General features: G+C 60.3%; 11 protein-coding genes and 5 pseudogenes. 9 read left to right on the top strand and 7 right to left on the bottom strand.

Annotated features, from left to right (window positions below; genetic code table 11):
* Position 1 precedes the first annotated feature (1 nt).
* Genes ACVWZM_RS23315 through ACVWZM_RS23305 form a run of 3 tightly spaced genes read left to right on the top strand, consistent with a single transcriptional unit; the run spans position 2 to position 3,151 of the window.
* Positions 2 to 1,225: a tyrosine-type recombinase/integrase gene (locus ACVWZM_RS23315; RefSeq protein ID WP_456855043.1), complete on the top strand. Its 1,224-nt coding sequence runs from the start codon at positions 2 to 4 to the stop codon at positions 1,223 to 1,225.
* Positions 1,222 to 2,166 (top strand): tyrosine-type recombinase/integrase, encoded by a 945-nt coding sequence (locus ACVWZM_RS23310; RefSeq protein ID WP_456855041.1) that lies wholly within the window; start codon positions 1,222 to 1,224, stop codon positions 2,164 to 2,166. Before ACVWZM_RS23315 ends, ACVWZM_RS23310 begins: the two co-directional genes overlap by 4 nt.
* A complete protein-coding gene (locus ACVWZM_RS23305) occupies positions 2,156 to 3,151 on the top strand; it encodes a tyrosine-type recombinase/integrase (protein WP_456855039.1) in 996 nt (331 codons plus the stop codon). The genes ACVWZM_RS23310 and ACVWZM_RS23305 overlap by 11 nt, the downstream gene beginning before the upstream one ends.
* A 97-nt stretch (positions 3,152 to 3,248) precedes the next feature.
* Here ACVWZM_RS23305 and ACVWZM_RS23300 read toward each other — a convergent pair.
* A pseudogene (locus ACVWZM_RS23300) lies at positions 3,249 to 3,591 on the bottom strand (helix-turn-helix domain-containing protein); the annotation flags it as partial.
* A gap of 646 nt (positions 3,592 to 4,237) precedes the next feature.
* Here ACVWZM_RS23300 and ACVWZM_RS23295 point away from each other — a divergent pair.
* Positions 4,238 to 5,824 (top strand): hypothetical protein, encoded by a 1,587-nt coding sequence (locus ACVWZM_RS23295; protein WP_456855038.1) that lies wholly within the window; start codon positions 4,238 to 4,240, stop codon positions 5,822 to 5,824.
* 1,039 nt (positions 5,825 to 6,863) lie between these two features.
* Here ACVWZM_RS23295 and ACVWZM_RS23290 read toward each other — a convergent pair.
* Positions 6,864 to 7,806 (bottom strand): IS630 family transposase gene (locus ACVWZM_RS23290; protein WP_141343507.1). Its coding sequence is split into 2 segments (ribosomal slippage): positions 6,864 to 7,466 and positions 7,468 to 7,806, totalling 942 coding nucleotides; the frame shifts between segments, so codons are not numbered across the junction.
* A gap of 167 nt (positions 7,807 to 7,973) precedes the next feature.
* Between ACVWZM_RS23290 and ACVWZM_RS23285 the strand changes: the two genes are divergently transcribed.
* Positions 7,974 to 8,357, top strand: a complete 384-nt coding sequence (locus ACVWZM_RS23285; RefSeq protein WP_456855036.1) for a hypothetical protein — start codon at positions 7,974 to 7,976, stop codon at positions 8,355 to 8,357.
* A gap of 323 nt (positions 8,358 to 8,680) precedes the next feature.
* Here the strand turns inward: ACVWZM_RS23285 and ACVWZM_RS23280 are convergent.
* The 4 genes and pseudogenes from ACVWZM_RS23280 to istA form a co-directional block, all read right to left on the bottom strand.
* Positions 8,681 to 9,280, bottom strand: a pseudogene (locus tag ACVWZM_RS23280) (IS3 family transposase); the annotation flags it as partial.
* A 70-nt stretch (positions 9,281 to 9,350) separates the two neighbouring features.
* A complete protein-coding gene (locus ACVWZM_RS23275) occupies positions 9,351 to 9,989 on the bottom strand; it encodes a hypothetical protein (RefSeq protein ID WP_375162652.1) in 639 nt (212 codons plus the stop codon).
* A 439-nt stretch (positions 9,990 to 10,428) separates the two neighbouring features.
* Positions 10,429 to 10,557, bottom strand: a pseudogene (locus ACVWZM_RS23270) (IS630 family transposase); the annotation flags it as partial.
* A gap of 240 nt (positions 10,558 to 10,797) precedes the next feature.
* A pseudogene (gene istA, locus ACVWZM_RS23265) lies at positions 10,798 to 11,367 on the bottom strand (IS21 family transposase); the annotation flags it as partial.
* Between the two features lie 132 nt (positions 11,368 to 11,499).
* Here istA and ACVWZM_RS23260 point away from each other — a divergent pair.
* Together ACVWZM_RS23260 and ACVWZM_RS23255 are read left to right on the top strand one after the other, a co-directional pair.
* Positions 11,500 to 13,055: pseudogene (locus tag ACVWZM_RS23260) on the top strand (ISL3 family transposase).
* Between the two features lie 744 nt (positions 13,056 to 13,799).
* The gene (locus ACVWZM_RS23255; RefSeq protein ID WP_456856753.1) at positions 13,800 to 14,168 is read left to right on the top strand and encodes a DUF1833 family protein; all 369 of its coding nucleotides are present in this window, start codon (positions 13,800 to 13,802) and stop codon (positions 14,166 to 14,168) included.
* Positions 14,169 to 14,271: 103 nt separating this feature from the next.
* Here the strand turns inward: ACVWZM_RS23255 and ACVWZM_RS23250 are convergent, their stop codons facing one another.
* Complete coding sequence (locus ACVWZM_RS23250) at positions 14,272 to 14,685, bottom strand: hypothetical protein (RefSeq protein ID WP_456856881.1); 414 nt, start codon at positions 14,683 to 14,685, stop codon at positions 14,272 to 14,274.
* A 458-nt stretch (positions 14,686 to 15,143) separates the two neighbouring features.
* Between ACVWZM_RS23250 and ACVWZM_RS23245 the strand changes: the two genes are divergently transcribed.
* Both ACVWZM_RS23245 and ACVWZM_RS23240 read left to right on the top strand, forming a co-directional pair.
* The gene (locus ACVWZM_RS23245; protein WP_456855034.1) at positions 15,144 to 15,536 is read left to right on the top strand and encodes a hypothetical protein; all 393 of its coding nucleotides are present in this window, start codon (positions 15,144 to 15,146) and stop codon (positions 15,534 to 15,536) included.
* A 19-nt stretch (positions 15,537 to 15,555) separates the two neighbouring features.
* Entirely contained in the window at positions 15,556 to 17,307 is a 1,752-nt protein-coding gene (locus ACVWZM_RS23240; RefSeq protein WP_456855033.1) for a host specificity factor TipJ family phage tail protein, read from the top strand.
* The last annotated feature ends 244 nt before the right edge of the window (positions 17,308 to 17,551 follow it).

Raw genomic sequence — 17,551 nt, 5'->3', positions numbered from 1 at the left:
TATGGATCAGACGATTTATTCCATCCCCTTGACCGTGCCCCACCGCGATGACGCGCCATTCACCGACGAGCGGTACCGTTACCTTCGCCACTGTGCAGAAGCCGGCGCGACCGCAGGTTCTCTCAGAATCAAGCGGAACGAGCTGTTGCGGATTGCCGCATATCTCGGTCCAGATGCTTCGCAGGGCATCGATATCGAGGCGCTCCAACGGATCGCGACTGAGCGTCTGCGCCTGACGGGCGCTGTCACCGCAGCACGAAGAGTGGTCGACATCGGACGACCTTGGCTTCGATTTCTAGGTTGGTGGCGTGAACCAACCGTCGTGTTTCAGTGCCAGAGCCAACTCGACCAGTATGTGACATGGATGCGCAATGAGCGCGGGTTCACGCCATCGACGGTGGAGCAATGGAGCCGGATAGTCGGCAGATTCCTGCGCTGGTGCGACAAAACCAATCGGCAACTCAGGGCTCTTCAGCCTGAAGACGTCGACGCCTATTTCGTCGACCAGGCGACGGGACGATGGTCTCGCGTTTCGGTGGCCAACACAGCCTCGACCTTGCGGGCATTTCTGCGCTACGCGGCAAAGCGGGGAATGTGTACGGACCGCTTAGCGGCCTCGATTTGCCGGCCTCGGCTCTATCGACAGGAATCGCTGCCGTATGCCCCAGATTGGTGCGACGTGCAGCGCATGTTGGCCGATGCCGAGACCGACGAGCCTCGGGACATCCGTGATCGTGCGATCCTGCTGCTACTTGCGGTCTATGGGATGCGCAGCGGCGAGGTGGCGGCATTGCGCCTCGATCAGATCGACTGGGAAGGTAGGACGCTCCGGCTTTACCGCCTGAAGCGCCGCCAGCCGCAGATTTACCCGCTGGTTTCCTCTGTGGCTGAGGCGCTCGCCCGCTACATCGACACGGTGCGGCCGCCGTCATCATGCCCGGAAGTATTCCTCTGCATGCATGCGCCCCGTCGGCCGTTGAAGGCAGGGAGCATCTATGATGTCGCTAACCGCAGATTTGTTGCACTTGGAATCGACGCTGCCCACCGCGGCGGCCATGCGTTGCGCCACGCCTGCGCCTCTCGGCTTCTCGCCGAAGGTCTGTCGATAAAGGAGATCGGAGACCATTTGGGACATCGCAGCGCGGCGTCAACCAGCATCTACGCCAAGGTGAACATGCAAGCGCTTCGCGAGGTCGGAGCGTTCGACCTGGGAGGCCTCCAATGATGCTGACCCATGTTGTCGACGCCTATCTGGCCAAGCAGCGATCACTGGGGACGCGTTTCGAGTCCGCTGAGGTTCTGCTCCGCAGGTTCTGCCGAGCGATGGGCAATCGAGATATCGGCGAAGTCACCCCAGAGGCGGTGGCCGAGTTCCTCCAAGGCAAAGGATCGCTCAGTGCCGACTGGATGCTGCGATATAGGGTTTTGAGCGGCCTTTATAGATTTGCCATCAGTCGCGGGTACGCGAGATCCTCCCCACTGCCGACAACGTCTCCAAAGCTGCCGCCGCAACAAACGCCCTATGTTTATTCCACGGAAGAACTGCGCCGCCTGTTGGACGCGACCTCGATCCTGAAGGTTGGGCATCGCCCTCACGTGCCGGCTATGTACCGTACGCTCCTCTTGTTGCTGTACGGAAGCGGCATGCGCATTGGCGAGGCGCTTCGTTTGGTCTTGCAAGACGTGGATCTGACTGATCAGATCATCACCGTCCGTGACACGAAGTTCTTCAAAACGCGCCTCGTGCCAATCGGACCAAAGCTCAACCAGGAACTGGTCGAGTACGTCGAGCGCCGTCGCCGGCTCCCTCTGCCGCGCGGGCAAGAATCTCCATTATTCACTACGCGCGGCGGTCGACCGTGGCACTATGTGCGCGTCATCTCCTGGTTTCAGCATGTCCGCCGAGCCGCCGGAATCAGTTGCCCTGTCGGCGAGCCTCGACCTCCACGGCTGCACGATATTCGCCACACAGCCGCGGTGCACAGGGTGATCGCATGGTATCGCTCCGGCCAGGAGGTGCAGCGACTGCTTCCGCAACTCGCAACCTACCTTGGTCACATCGATATCCGTTCAACCCAGCGCTATTTGCAGATGACGCCGGATCTCCTCCAGGCGGCCGGCGAGCGCTTTGCTCGGTACGCGATGGAGGCCGGCCATGAAGGATAAGAGCCTGCTTGGTCCGTGGATCCGGCGGTTCTTGCTGGAACATCTGGTCGCCGAGCGCAATCTTTCCCGCAACACCCAAGCCAGCTACCGCGACACGCTGACATTGTTGCTGCCGTTTGCCAGCAAGCAGGGAGGCTGCGCCATCGATCGCATGACCGTGGAAGAGCTGACGCCGGAAGTCGTCCGCAAGTTCCTGGACCACCTGGAGCGCGATCGCCAGTGCAGCGAGGTTACCCGTAACCAACGGCTGGCGACCATCCATTCACTAGCGCGCTTTATCGGGACGCGATCGCCGATCCACCTGGCCTGGTGTTCCGAGATACGGGCAGTGCCGTTCAAGAAGACGGCTAAGACCGTGATCGGATATCTCGAAAAGGCCGAGATGGACGCGTTGCTAAACCAACCTAACAGACGCACGAGTCTTGGGGTGCGCGACCATGTTCTGCTGCTTTTCCTATACAACAGCGGTGCTCGCGCCGATGAGGCAGCAAAATTGATGGTCGGCAATCTCCAACTGGGTGCGTCCCCGTCAGTGCGACTTCACGGCAAGGGAAACAAGGTCAGAATCTGTCCATTGTGGTCAACGACGGCAACCTCGTTGACTCGTCTTGTGGCCGACCGGAACAAAAGTGAAGCGGTCTTTCTCGGGCGGACGAACCAGCCTTTGACGCGCTTCGGAATACATCGTCTCGTGACGCAATATGCCGCTATGGCGGGCGAAACGGTGCCGACGTTGGCGACGAAGCGCGTGAGTCCACATACTGTTCGGCACACAACGGCCGTGCACCTGCTGCGCGCCGGCGTCGACATCAACACGATCCGTGCTTGGCTGGGCCACGTGTCATTAGATACCACGCACATCTATGCTGAAGTCGACCTGGAGATGAAAGCAGAGGCGTTAGCCAGGGTCGATATCAGCAGCCTGAGGCCGCCGCCTCGGCAACCCTCTCTCCCGTCGTTGATGGCATTCCTGAAGGCCCTGTAGGTCGAAAGGTCCACACTCTTATGTTGCGGAGCGAGCCAAGGAGGTCGGCGAAATCCATGGCTCACTCCAGCAGCGACAACATAAATCTGGCCGCAACATAACGCGAATAACGATACCCGCCGGGTTCGCCTGCGATGTACTCGTCCCACAGGATCGACAGCGTCACATGCTTGCGCCGGAGTTCGCGGTGTACCGCCGCCCAGTCCGGCCTGCCGGCGATGGCCCCGCCGGGTGCCGGGACCGGCTCCCGCACTGGCGAACAGCCGGGCTTCCAGCGCAGCGTCGGTGATGTCGTCGGGCAATGGCCAGGTCAGCCCCGCCGCCTCGAACCGGTGGATCGTCAACCGCACCGTCGAAGGGGCTGTCCCCACCCGCCGCGCAATCTCGCGGGTCGGCACCCCGGCCGACTTCAATCTGATCACTTCGCGCACTTGGCGCATCGCAAACCTCTCCATCGGCATCCAGGTCCCCCTTCGCAAAGCCGAAAGGCGGGACCGTATCGGAGCCAGAAGAGGCCTCGTCGCCCCGGGTTCGCCCTTGCGATACCCCGGGCGACATCATCCCGGAATGGTGGGCGAGATCATCTCGGAATGGCGGGCGACATCAAATCGGAACGGTGGGCGAGATCATTCCGGAATCGTGGGCGACATCGAGCGGAATCAGCAACCAGGTCCTCACCAACCCGTTTCCAATTGGCCTCCGGCAAACCCGGGGCGGTTCACCAGCACCGTCATCCAACTGCCGACATTGGTAGGTTGTCGCCCACCTTCTCACATGAGAGCGTGTCTGTTATGGCTCGACACGTTGCCGCGCCACTCTCTGTGGCTTTTACTGAAGCCCAGACTTGAGACGAGAAGCTCGATCACCCGGAGATTGACATGAAGAGCGCAACTGCAGACACGCCTAAGCGGCCATTGCGGCCCGATACAACTGACCTCCCCTTGCCGGTGCTGCCGCCTCCCACTATTGAGGGAGAGAAGGCCCCTTTCCCTAACGACAGCGCTAACCAGGGCTACCTTTAAGATCATTCGTCACTCCGTTACCGCCTCTCACACGAGAGGCGGTAACGATTAAGTCCAGGAACAAATGCTCAAGGCCACTCTGACAATAGCCGATTTGGAAAGCTTCGATCCTTTTGCCAAAGGCAGTTCGATACAGTTTGGTGAAAGCTACATCTGGCCATTCCAACATAAGAGCCTTGAGAGTTCGCTAGTGACGAACTCTGAGCAATGGTTCTTCGTCATACGTGAGCGTCAAGGAGCGGCGGACGAAGCTGGCGTTCATTCGGTCGTAATAGCCCATGCGTCTACGGATCAGTTTCGTCAGAACTACCAGAAATACATGCACTGGCCGCTCGATTTTATCGTGATCGAGGGCGCTCGCCGGGGTCCTCGGTTGCGTGTACGAGGAGGCCATATTGGCAGCCTCCCAATTTACTTCCACGTGGAGGAGCGCACTCGTACGGTTACGCTCTCCTGGGATTTCATGGATCTTTTGGATAAATCGAGAACGATTGATGCAGAAATCATAAGCCATCATCTATCTATGAGAACGTTCTACTCTGCGCGGCAGGCCTGCGTAGGCGTTAACCTGCTGACCGCTGGCGCCACCTTGTACGTCGACAGATCGCGAACGTCATTTGAGTATGGCACGACACCTTCATCAGCCCCTGAGCTCTCTGGACGAGAGGACAGCAATCATGTCCTTGAGTTTTCTAATACTCTTCAGGCGGTTGTTCGTTCGCGGCCGACCGCCTTCTGCGCAAGTGCTGTGGAGCTGAGCGGAGGAATGGACTCCGCTTCCGTCGCAATTGCTGTTGGCGAGAACATAGAGCCGCTAGCATGTGGCGGGATACTATTGGGCGACGGGAGTAGCCCCAAGCAGGTTGACCGCCGAGCGAGCATTTTGAGCGCACTGAATTGCCGCGATCACAAAGTTGAAATGCGCGCCTACATGCCGGCGATTGATTTAGATCTCGACCCGAAAGGACGCCTGCCACTAATTTCTGAATATTACCTTGAGGCGTTCGGGTCGCTCTGGGATCGGTTTCGCGGTGACGGCTGCGAAATAATCTGGTCCGGCATAGGAGGAGACGAGTTTTGCGCTCGCTTCACCAGCGACGAGGATGAACCCAGGTCTCCATCTTCACCCCACCTGGATATCGCGCTTGGGCTTGCAGAAGACCTATTGACGAAGCGCGGGCTCGACGCCGCTCGTTCATCCTTCCTTTTTAGCGCCCCCATCAGTGCAACTCAATCCACAATTCTGCTCGCAAGTCTTTGCCATGCTCGCCCACTCGCGACGCGAGGACTTTGGCCCGTCCGCCCATTTGGCGATCCGAGATTGATCAAGTTTGGAGCCCAGCTTCCATTTGCACTTCGCTCGCGCAAGGAACTCCTCCGTTGTTACTTGCGTGAGCGCTTGGGCTCCGACGTATTTCCAACTGGTTACACAAAGGAGACTTTTGCACTTGTACTGCCAAAGGCAATTATGGCTCGTTCGGACATAATTTCATCCCAGCTTGCTTCTTGCGCCTTGGCCGACCTCGGCTTGGTTTCGCAAGAGGCCGTCATGGCGCTCTTAAACAGGGTGATAACAACACACGAATTTTCCGCGACAAGTACTTTGGCTCGGTTTTTATGGGCGGAACGGTTTGCTCGGCAACTCTGTTGACTGCGCCATTATCAACGATGCAACATTCCCGTGCAAAGCACGGGTCATTGCAGCTACCGCTTAGACCAGTTTCAAGGATAGCATGTTGATCTCGGGATCTAGGCCGGGGGCGTCTTGCGCGAAATCGTCGAGGTGAAGTCGAGCTGCAAGCGGCAGTCGCTCTACGCAGCAATCGGGCAAGTCGTGGTTCACGACCATGGCCGCAATGGCGATTGCAAGCGCTTCCTTGTTCCGCCGGATGGCGAAGCCATCCCCGCAAATGTAGCGCGTGATTTCACCCGTGCGGACATATCCCTCATTCGGTTCACGCGTCAGGGGAGAAGGTCCGCCTGTCGCAGAACCGAATAGAGGCGAGTGGCCAGGGAGCGACGGCCCCCCAAGAGTAGGTAGGAGCCAGATCCAATGTTGATGCTGTACCGTCAAACGTCGTTAGCCTTTCGGGCTGGACTCCGTGGAGCATCAGGATCGGGCGATGTCTAAAATGACTACCAACTTGCGCCCCGAAGTTAAGACGCGCATTGCCCAGATCGAAAGTAATGACACCGGTCCAGAGTCAACGGGTCATGATGGATTGTGCGTCCGAGCGGTCTGCTGGCAGGATGACAACATGTGAGGGCAATGCGCTGCACCGAGCACTGGACGTCAGCATCCTCAGACAAGACCTTGTCGCGTAAGAGTGCGCGAGCTGGTCAGGCAAAGCACTGACGTCGCACAGCCATAGGACACGAATTTAGCTGGGGGCAGCCTAGATAAATGAGCGCTTCTAGGTGGGACTTGCCAGGCAAGCGATTTACCGATGGTCTAAGCCGGACGACCAGCGGGTAATCGAACTGTGGGAAGCCGGGCTGCTGCGAAAGAGATCGCGAGTGAGCAAAAGCGCAGTGAGAGTCGGCGATCAGAACCCGGGTCACCACCCTTGCACGCCTAAAGAAAGAACCCACGGCGGTGAGTTAGAGTGAAGAGGAGCGACGTTTTTTATTTGGACTCCCCTTACCCTCGGCGATCGTTGCCGGCTAGAGCATTTTCCACATGATGTGGATCATCTGGTGTATCCAGCATGCCTAAAGTAGTTGGCACACATCTGCGGCGCAAACGACTTGACGAGTTTGCCGATGAGTTTGAGCAGGGCTTGGACCGTGCGGGTGGCGCCTTTGCGCAGCGCAGCTTTCAACCGGGAGAAGGCCTGTTCGATTGGATTGAGGTCGGGCGAGTAGGCCGGCAGATAACGCACGCGGGCGCCGACAGCCTCGATCGCCTCGCGGACACCGGCGATCTTGTGAGTGCGCAAGTTGTCCATGAAGACGATGTCGCCCTTGCGCAAGGTCGGCGCCAGGACTTGCTCGACATAAGCCAGGAACGAGGGCCCATCCATTGCACCGTCGATGACATAGGGCGCCGTGAGGCCATCGATGCGCAGCGCGGCGACAAGCGTCAGCGTCTTCCAGTGACCATGGGGCACGCCAGAGACGAGGCGCTCACCGCGAGGAGAGCGCCCATAGTGCCGGACCATCTTCGTCGTGACCGCAGTCTCGTCGATAAAGATGAGGCGCGGTGCACGCAGCTTGGGCTGCTCGGCTTTCAGCGCGGCACGCTCGGCAGCGACGTCAGGTCGATCCTGCTCGGCGGCGTGCAGTGTTTTTTTTGAAGGTGATGCTGTGACGGTCGAAGAAACGCCAGATCGAACCGATGCCGGCCTTTTGCTTTCTCTGAGAGCGCAGACGCGCGCGGATCTCCTCGAGCGTCAGGTCCGGCTCCGCGGCGATCAGCTCGATCAGCCACTGCTTGTGCTGCTCCAACGGCGAGCGGCTGTGCCCGGTGCCGGGCTTGGCCTCAACGTTTCCGGTCTTCCTCCAACGATCCATCCATCGGATCGTAGTCGAAGCGCCGAGATTGAGAATGCGCGCAGCCTCACGTGCGCTTTCGCCGGACTCAACAAGCTCAACCGCACGCACCCTGAGGTCCTTGGAGTATCCCTTCGCCATCGCATGCCCCGCATGTTGCCGCGGGCAACACCGAATCTGATTTGCGTGCCCGTGGGAATCCCCTTTGACTGTTCCGATTCACCTCAACTGGAAACCGCTCTAGTGACGACATGGTGGGCGAACTCGGCGCGTCCCGCCCTTCGTCCGTCCCACATTAGGTAGGCGACATGAAACAGCATGTCCGAGCGGCGTCAGCTGCGGTCGCGTTCGCTTACCATCGCCGCTGCGATGTCCTCGGCGTGTACGAACGCGAGACCAAAACGTGCAACGATATTAGTGTCGCCGTATGCGGAAGACAAGTGGACGGATACGACCACGACCGTGAATGCCAGGTCAGCGGCTTGTTGCCGTACTTATATCACCACGGCGCGAAATCGCCTTGGATATTGAGCCCCAAGACGTCGGAGATATGCATCGGCTATGAGGACGACACATTGTCCTTCTTTTCGGTGAAAATCATCAGCGGTCACGTTCAGGTATTTGATTGCCGCCAAGTCCTGCCCTTCACATACACAGTATGGTGGAGAGACGCGCAATCCGATAGCTGCTGATGCCCCTCGGTTCGCCGAGCCGAATGATTTCTACGGCGGAGTTAGGCCGGGACGACGTTGAACTGGAGAGGAGAACTGCGAAGCGGCCGGCGACGCTGGAGCTGGCTTCCGCGTCTCTCGTTTCCGACGCTCCAATAGCGTTGACGGCGGAAGCGCTTCTGGCCCAGATCACCGTCGCCAAATATGCACAATGGCGAGCCGCTTTACCGCCAGAACACGGGGTGACCTGTCACCAAACTTTCATCCAGCGGCGGTTAGAGTCTCGGGGCGTGTGCAGCGAGACCGAACTTTGGACCACCCAGAACTAGAGTTTTGCGTTTTGGTCACGTTGGCGGGCTGGTTGCGCCGACGTGGTTTTGCAGCAAAATCGGCGGTCGATTGCCGATCGCCCCGTGGGGCCGTTCTTCATTGTAATATCTGCGCCAATCCTCCACTTTTTGCTGGGCGTCCGCAAGGGACAGGAACCAGTGGGCGTTGAGGCATTCGGCCCGGAAGCGGCCATTGAAGGCCTCGATGAACGAGTTGTCGGTTGGCTTGCCGGGCCGCGAGAAGTCCAGCGTGACGCCGCGCTGGTAAGCCCACAGATCAAGATCGCGCGACACGAACTCGCTGCCTTGATCGACCCGGATCGTTGCCGGGAATCCCACTTCCTTGCAGGCCCTTTCCAGTATCGCCGCGACGTCGCTGCCGCGGAAGATGAACCGTGGCGCCAGCGCCGGCGAGAAGCGGGAGAAGGTATCGATGATCGTAAGCACGCGTAACTTGTGTCCCGTCGCCAGCTGGTCATGGACGAAGTCCATTGCCCAGGTCTCGTTCGATCGTGTCGCCGGCCTGCGGTCATCGCGCAGTTTGGCCTTGACCCGGCGCTTTGGCGTCTTGTTGCGCAATTGCAGGCCCAATTCGCGATAGATGCGGCGTGTTTTGAGAAGCCAGACCTCCCCACTCGGCCGGCCGCTTGGGTCGTCTCGTGGGCACCTGCTCAATGTGCGTCTCTCAGGTGAGATGCGGCGCCTTTCCGGCGTCGTCACCACCCCAACCAGCGTCCGCGATCGATGTGTCGATCAGCTCTCCGCGCAACAGCGCGAGCGGCGATTTGTAGTACAGCGCGACGTTGTGGAGGGGATCCGTCAGGACTTTGAAGACCCATACAATCGCGGTCTGGCCGTCACGGGTGACGAAGAGCTGGATCATCCGAAACAGGCCGCCGCCAATGCCGATGACGAGCCATACCGTGCCGACTTGCCAGATGAAGTCAAGCCTCCCCGCAGGCGGATCGAACATGCCAAACAGCGGAAAGACGTACAGTGCGACCGGCGCCAGGCCCCAGATTATCAAAAGCACAATCTTGCGCGCCTGGTTGTAGCCGACCTTGACCGCCTCCTTGTACTCGTTGCTGACTTTGTTCACGTCATCGTAGCCGTTCGGCTCGAAGAAGAAATGTCCAGTCTGCCGCGTCAGCATCGCAAGCCAGCCGAGGATGCCGGCCATTGCCGGGTCCTTGAACAAGAGCGCATAGCAACCGAGGAAGATGAAAGCGCTGATCAAATGCAGCGTCTGGTTAGTTCTGCTCCGGTGATAGTAGCGGTAGTCATCCCACCGCAGGCTTCGCAGCATGTCTGACAAATGGCTCATGATCAACCCTCGGTCATTTGACGGCGTTGAAGCATAGGCCGAGTCCGTAACAGATGCATGAATGAATTATGATTTCGTATTGCAACTGAATGAGGTGGCAAGGCCGAGCGCCAGGCGCACGCGAAACGTTGTGGTCCGTTGGGGGAGTTGGTGACGTGTGACGCGCTTTAAAGACCGAGCCTAATGCCTGCTTCTCATCGAGCTCGGCGATGTCGCTACCACTGAGAAGGGACACAAACCGCTTCGCCAGATCGGACACCGTGGCGAGTTGCGGTGCTTGCACAAACAGGTGGTCGAGCAACAGCCTGGCTAAGCATCGATCTGATCCCGATCCTGGCTCAAATACCAAGCACAGCGACGACGCGTGGGAGGTTTCCAGGTCAGGTGTGCTTGCGCTGCTTCTCCCCGTCCTCATGTGCACGCCTGTCTGCGGCCTACTCCCGGCCTTCGCCAATAGAACTATCCGCGCTCGCTTCAAATCGCTGAATGTCATCGGTGAGCGACAACACGCCTCAAGCACCTTACGATCTTGCCTCGAAAGGCGGACTTCTCTTAATTCGGGCATCATCCCGACTTTGAATCGCGCGCCACGCATTCCGTGCTTCGACAAGATCGGTGACTTCGCTCGCCAGAGCATCTGGCGCGGGCTGCCTTTTCGGCCATGGCAAAAACCATGGCCTTCAGCTGCTCTACGTCATTCGGGAGGCTGAGATCGGGCGGCGTCATTGACCCGACAAGATCACATTTGCCCCGGTTCTCTTGCCCTTTCGGCTCACTGATTCACTTCGCCGCAGTGCTTTTACTGCGTGCCATTGAACAGGGCGAACGCCCGGTCGTGGGCGTCGAACACCATCTCCTGCGTCTCCCGCGGATAGGCCCGCACGAACAGCATGCGGCTGTGACAGAGCCGGACATGGGCGGCCTTCACCATCACCGTGGTGCCGCTCAGCAATACCACCTCGTGGCTCCAGTCGAACTGGTAGGCTTCGCCTGGGGCAAAGCTCAGCGGGACATAAGCGGCCGCGGTCGATTGCCCGCGTTCTTTGCTCCACCGCCTGGCGTAACGCCGCACGGCATCGTAGCCGCCGTCATAGCCGCGGCCGCGCAGCTCTTCGAAGATCCGGATCAAGGTCAGTTGTTGTTCACGAGCCGATTTGGCCGCGTTCGCCGCCAGCAATCCGTCAAGCTCTACTGCCCATCGTCCCAGCTTTGGCCGTGGCTGCACCTGCCGTTCGTACTCGAAGGAGGTCTCTCCCGACCTCAGCACCTTCCGAACCGTGTTCCGCGACACCTTCAGGTCACGGGCGATCTCCTTGATCGTCTTGCCCTTGATGAAGTGCTCGCGCCGAATCCGCGCAATCGTCTCCACGACCAGCATCCCATCCACCTGCTTCATTCCAAAGCAGGCAGCGCAACAGACCTAACTGTAGGGGGTCAATTTTGGGCTCTGACTCACTTTTGATGCAGTTTGGGGGATGTCTGGCGCATTCATTGGGGGAGAATCAGCGCCATGCAGCAGGCACTCCAGCGCTCCAATCTGGTGCCGAGTGGGTTTGTTGTAGAGAGTGCGTACTTCGAAGGCGATAAGGCCGTTATTGCGGTCCGGGCGTCCGGAAGCGTTGGTCTGTGTCCATCGTGCGGAACGGTTTCCCGGCGTGTCCATAGCCGATATCGGCGACGTGTGACCGATCTGCCGCTCTCGGGGCGGATCGTCCAGCTCCTGGTAATTGCCCGCCGCTTCCGCTGCGACGCCGTCCTGTGCGGGCGTCAGATCTTCACGGAGCGCTTCGCCGAAGGGGTACTGGCTCCGTCGGCGCGGCGCACGGCGAGGATGGAGTCGATCGTTCATCACCTCGGCTTGGCGCTTGGTGGTCGACTGGCGGCAGGCTTCGCAAAAAGGCTGATGCTGCCGGTGAGCAAGGATACGTTGCTGCGCGTCGTCCGGCGCCGTAGCCGTCCGCCGGCTGATCCGCTTAGAGTTATCGGCATTGATGATTGGGCTTGGCGCCGCAATCACCGATACGCCAGCATCATCTGCAATCTGGAACGCCGCCGGGTCGTCACCTTGCTGCCGGATCGGGAGCCTGCGACCGCCCAAGCCTGGCTTGCTGCCCATCCTGCGATCCAGATCGTCGCCCGCGATCGTGGCGGTGGCTATGGCGAAGCGGCAGCAAAGGCCTTGCCGCACGCGGTACAGGTCGCGGATCGTTGGCATCTGATGGAGAACGCCAGCCGAGTCTTCCTTGATGCCGTCCGCAATTCGATGCACAGATGCGCACCGTCATCGGTGTGACCACGATCGATCCCAAACTGCTCACAGCCGCCGAGCGCCTCCAGTATGAGGGCTATCTTCGCCGCGAGGAGACCAATGCGGCCATCCTGACTCTTTCGAAGAATGGCTTACCCATCAAGCAGATCGTGCGTCAAATTGGCCACAGCAGGAAGCTGGTTCGGCACGTGATCCGCGGCGAGCGCAACGATGTTTTCCGGACCCGACAAAGCTCGTTGGACCTGCATTTGCCTTGGCTCGACGATCAGTGGGCGTCCGGCTGTCGAAACGGAGCTGAACTTTGGCGCCGCCTGAAGGCGCGAGGCTTTCGAGGCTCGCTTCGCGTCATCAGCGAGTGGGCGACCCGCAGACGACGAGCTGAAAAGGCCGACACGCAAAACCTTCAACGGATTCCGTCGGCCAGAACGATCGCTCGCCTCATGACAATCGGCCGGGACTTGCTGACGAAAGCGGAGACCGTCATGATCGCGGCGATCGAAGCGGGCGTACCAAGCTTGGTCGAGGCCCGCGACATCATCGCCGAATTCCACGTGATGATCCGGCGAAAGGTTGAGGAAGGGCTTACCGCATGGATCGAGCGCGCTCGCATCAGTCTCGTCGCCTCGTTCGCGAGCGGCGTCGTCAGGGACGAAGCGGCGGTTCGGGCGGCAATCACCTCGCCCTGGTCCAATGGACAGACTGAAGGTCAGATCACGCGCCTCAAGCTCGTCAGGCGTCAGATGTATGGCCGCGGGAAAATCGATCTGCTTCAGGCCAGACTAATCGGCGCAGAATAATCGGAGCTGCACCAAAATTGCGACAGAGCCCCAGTCCAACGCCGATTGACAGTGCCGATCATCGCGCAGCGCGGCGAGGACGTCTTTACGCCTGGTCAAATGGCCGCGCTCGGCGCCGGCGCCAACGGAGGCCGGCCGCCGCAGGTCACCATCAACAACTATGCGGATGTGACGCCGAGCGTCGAGCAGTCGCCGAATGGCGACGTCAGCGTGACGTTGCGCAAGATGGTCGACGGCGCGGTCGGGGACTCGCTGTCAACTGGGACCGGCCGCGCGTGCTCGGCAGCCAGTACGGCGTCAAACCGTTCACGGGCAATAAGTTATGGCTTTACTGGCATTCCCGATCGCAGACGCCGTCATCCTCAAAGACGGTTTCGGCCTGCAGCGCATGCTGCGATCCGATCTCGACCGACATGGAGCAAGGCAACACGCGGCAGCGTCCGCGGCCTGGCGACAATGTCGGCACGGTGACGCAACCGGTTCGCTTTTATGCGGCCGACTACGACACGTTTGTCGAGTGGGTTAAGACGACGCTGAACCTCGGGACCGCGCGGTTCACCATCGACGTTTGGCTCGGAACGTCGCTCGCGAACAAAGTCTGCCAGTTCACCAAGCCGGGAACCAACCTGGTCGCGAGCTGGCCGAATCCGGACCTGGTCGACGTTCGCATGACGCTCCGAATAGCGATGCCGACGCACATGAAGCGCTGCTCGAGGCCTTGCCTCCTGTCCGCCCAGCGCGCGGATCTATTACACGCTCGAGCTCTGGCAGTCGTCATTCGACCAGCCGGCGCGAGTTGTCGCCAACGTCGGCGACGATATGGCCTTTGGGCTCGAGGCCGGAGCGCCGCGCAACGCCGGCGAGACAGTGACCTTTATTCCGTGTCCTTTTGAGGCCGGCTATCCGGAGCAAAAGGAAGGCCAGCCGCCGTCGACGACGATCAAGATCGACAACGTCAACGGCGAGCTGGTGCCGAAGATCCGCGCGGCGCAGGGCACGCGCGAATATATCCAGGTGCTCTATCGCGAATATCTCGGCAGCGACCTGACCGAGCCGGACTATGGGCCGATCGAATTCGAGCTGCGCAGCGTCCAGATGTCGCTGCGTCGCTGACCGGGACGGTCATGGTCAAAAACTTGCAGAACGAGCGGTCTCCGCGCCTGACCAAGAAGCACGACTATATCCAGTTTCCGTCCCTGTTGCCATAACAGGCTGTTTAAGAACTCAGCCGCGTTCGCAAACGGAGACTGAATCGTCGCCATCCTTTATGTAGAAGTGACCGACGAGCCGGCCCGCCGTCCCGATCAAAGCCCATCGCGACCGCGGGCGGGGTCATTCTCGTCGTGTCATTCCCATGAATCGCGATCACTTGACAAGGAGCGATCGTGTCGTCCCATAGGGAACAAATCTCGCCTTTCACCATGCCGAGATCATCCAGTTGCTGTAGACTGAGTGCAGAATTCGCCAAGGCCACCTCGCCGAGACCGGCACTCAATGAGAATCGGGCGGCGCCGACATCCAGTGAAGCCTTGATGGCCTCGATGGCGTTAGCCACCGCGACCGCGTACGTTAGGTGCCGAAGTTGGCCTCTTTCTATGTAGCCAATTGAAATCATCCAACCTGCTGCCATGTGTGCAATCCGATATTGAGACTGCCCCAGCTTACTCTACGCCACTAAGCGCAAAGCGCACCTACCTATAGCGGTAGGTTGATGGGTCGGATCCCTCAGACTCGCAACCTCAAGAGGAATGGCAGATTTGACGAGCGAGAAGCGGATCAGCGTTGAACGGCCGGCGATCCTGACGCGTCTCCGTCGGGTGCAGGCGTGGCGCTGGGCACGGCTCCTCCAGATGCTAGACTTGCTGATCCGACATCGCCAGAATGATCCCGCCCGACACAAGTCCATCAAAGCCGCGCAGCGCTGCCCGCTCGGGCTTCTCGTGGCGGGCGTCCGACAAGAAGGTCGGCTTTTCCTCCCAGCCCGTGGGTCAAAGCCGCCCATGGCGGTCAAGCCGACCGACGTCCGCTCTTTCTCGATGAGTTGACCTACCGTCAGGTCTGCCAAGCCCTTTGGAAGGCAACGGGCTCTTGTCGATTAACCGTTCGTCATTCCTATCGCCCCTGATCGGCGAGCCGTGGGCCTGGCAATCTCGCAACTGCTGGGACTTCGCCTGTCAGGTGAAACGCGAGCTGTTCGACCGGGAGTTGCCACAAATCGCGGTGCCGGCCGCTTTCAGCAGGCGCTGGGTGCTCGGGGAGATCGCCGGCCATCCGGAGCGCGCGCGCTGGCGCCAGGTGCCGGACGGTCTTGGCGGTCTGGTGATGGCCGCTGACGGCGTGCTGGTGCTGATGGCCCATGCGCGGTTTCCCGCGCATATCGGCCTGGCTGCGCCAGGAGGGCCGGTGATCCATTGCGACGGCCTGACGGGTGTCGCCTGCGAGACCGTCTGGCGCTGCGCCAGGTGGGTTGGAAAAAGATGATGTTCTTCGAGCCGGTGACATGCACGGATCTGTGAAGCGATTGCCGAAGCCGCCGGCGAACTCGCCGGAGCGTCCGCGAGCTCGTCGCGAGCGGCGCGGCGACGCCGCGCATCAGCCGGTGCCCTTGCCGGTCTGGTACGGCCGCGTGAAAGACTGTCCGGATTTCGCCGCGACACCCTCAGGGGAGTTCGTCGCCAACGATCAATATCTAAACATCCTGCTGTCGCCGACCATGGGCAGCATGGAATATGAGGCGGTCTATGTCGCCGATACCGTGTTCTGGGATCAGACCAACGGGATCGCCGCGGCGTTCACGGATGCGCAGATCGCCTTTTATGGGCCCGGTGAGCCGGTCACGCTGTTTCCGACCAACGTCGACCAATCGGCCGAGGTCAGCGGTCAACAGCTGCCATCGGGGACCGGCACGTCAGGCGGCCAGTTTGACGCGAACGGCAACCCGGCGGGGACGCTGGTGCAATCCCTAGCCCTCGATTTCGTGTTTGCGGCCGGCTGCTATACAGTGAACGGCAAGGATGGCTCGATCGGCTTTTCCAATGTCGGCCTGACGGCGGAATATGCGACCTGCGACAACGCCGGCGCGCAGACCGGGCCGTTCACCACGCTGTTTTCAATCGTGCGGCAGTATGCCTCGCAGGCGCCGGTCCACGACAGCGTCAAGGTCGACGTCGCGCCTTGCCGCGACCTCGTCCGCTTTCGCCGCGAGGACGCCGAGCTTGCTGGGACCGGCGGCAGCAACTCGGTGCTCTCGGCGGGCCTCCGGTCGTTTCTGCAGGGGAACAATTCGTTTGCGGACGTCTCGACGATCGCGATCCGGTTGAAAGCTTCGCAGTCGACGCAAGGCTCCTACAAGTTCGGCGTCCTGGGCAGGCGCAAGCTGCCGGTCTGGAACGGCGCAGCGTTTGTGACCCAGGCGACCCGCAACCCGGCATGGGCGTTCCTCGACGCCGTGACCAGCGGGCAATACGGATCTGGCCTGTCGATCGGCAAGGTCGATTTCAATGCCATCGTGAGCCATGCCGCCGGCTGCGATGCGCGCGGCGACACGTTCGATTATCGCTTTACGACGGCCGTCGCCGTGCCGGATGCGCTGAACAAGGTCCTGGCGCCGTCTCGCGCGCAGCATTTCTGGCTCGGCGACACCGTCTCGATCGTGCGCGACGAGTGGCGCGACGTGCCGACCATGCTGCTGATCGATCGCGAGATCGTGCGGGATTCGATGCAGGTCAGTTTGGCCATGCTCGGCGCGCTGTCGTGGTCGAGTATGTCGACGAGAGCACATGGCGGCCGGCACAGGTGCAGTATCCGCCGGACAGCGACACGTTCAAGTCGGTCAACGCCGAGGCGAAGCGCGTCGACGGCATCGTCAACCGGGACCAGGCGTTCCGGGAATGCGCGTTCTATTACCTGCAGTAGATCTATCGGCGCGAGAATGTCGCGCTCGGCTCGCAATATGAGGGCAGGGCGATCACGCGCGGATCTGTCGTCAGGGTGCAATCGGACCTGGGAAAACTATGGTTACGCCGGCGCGGTCTGGGATAGCGGACCGTTCTATATCCGCTTGCGGAAACTCAACGGGAAAATTCTTTGGCCCAGTGCTGTGCGGACGCGGCGTCGACGATTGGCATGCCGTTCTCGACGCCGCCAGCCTGGCGGCTGCCGAGGCCGCGCAGGAGACCGCGCTGCCGGCCGTCCTGGTGCGCGAGGATGGCGCGCAAGATCCGTCCGCAATTGCAGGCCCAATTCGCGATAGATGCGCCGCGTCTTGTTTTGCCCATGACGCCAACAGCGACTGGGTCAAGCAGGGCTTGCCTTATCTCGGCCCACGGCTCTCAGTGCCCCGTCTGTCAGCAGGAGGTCAAGATCGAACTTGCGGCGCAGCCCAGACCGTGTACAGAGCGCAGTCATAAAGATCGCTCAAAAGCGATCCTCCGCAAATTGTCGTTTCAGCATCCGGGAGGACGAGTTCAACAGGATGGACAAATCCCACGCTCGGA

Source organism: Bradyrhizobium sp. USDA 4501 (genome assembly GCF_054062115.1).
The sequence above is the reverse complement of the archived record's forward strand: the minus strand, read 5'-3'. Positions and strand labels throughout refer to the sequence as shown.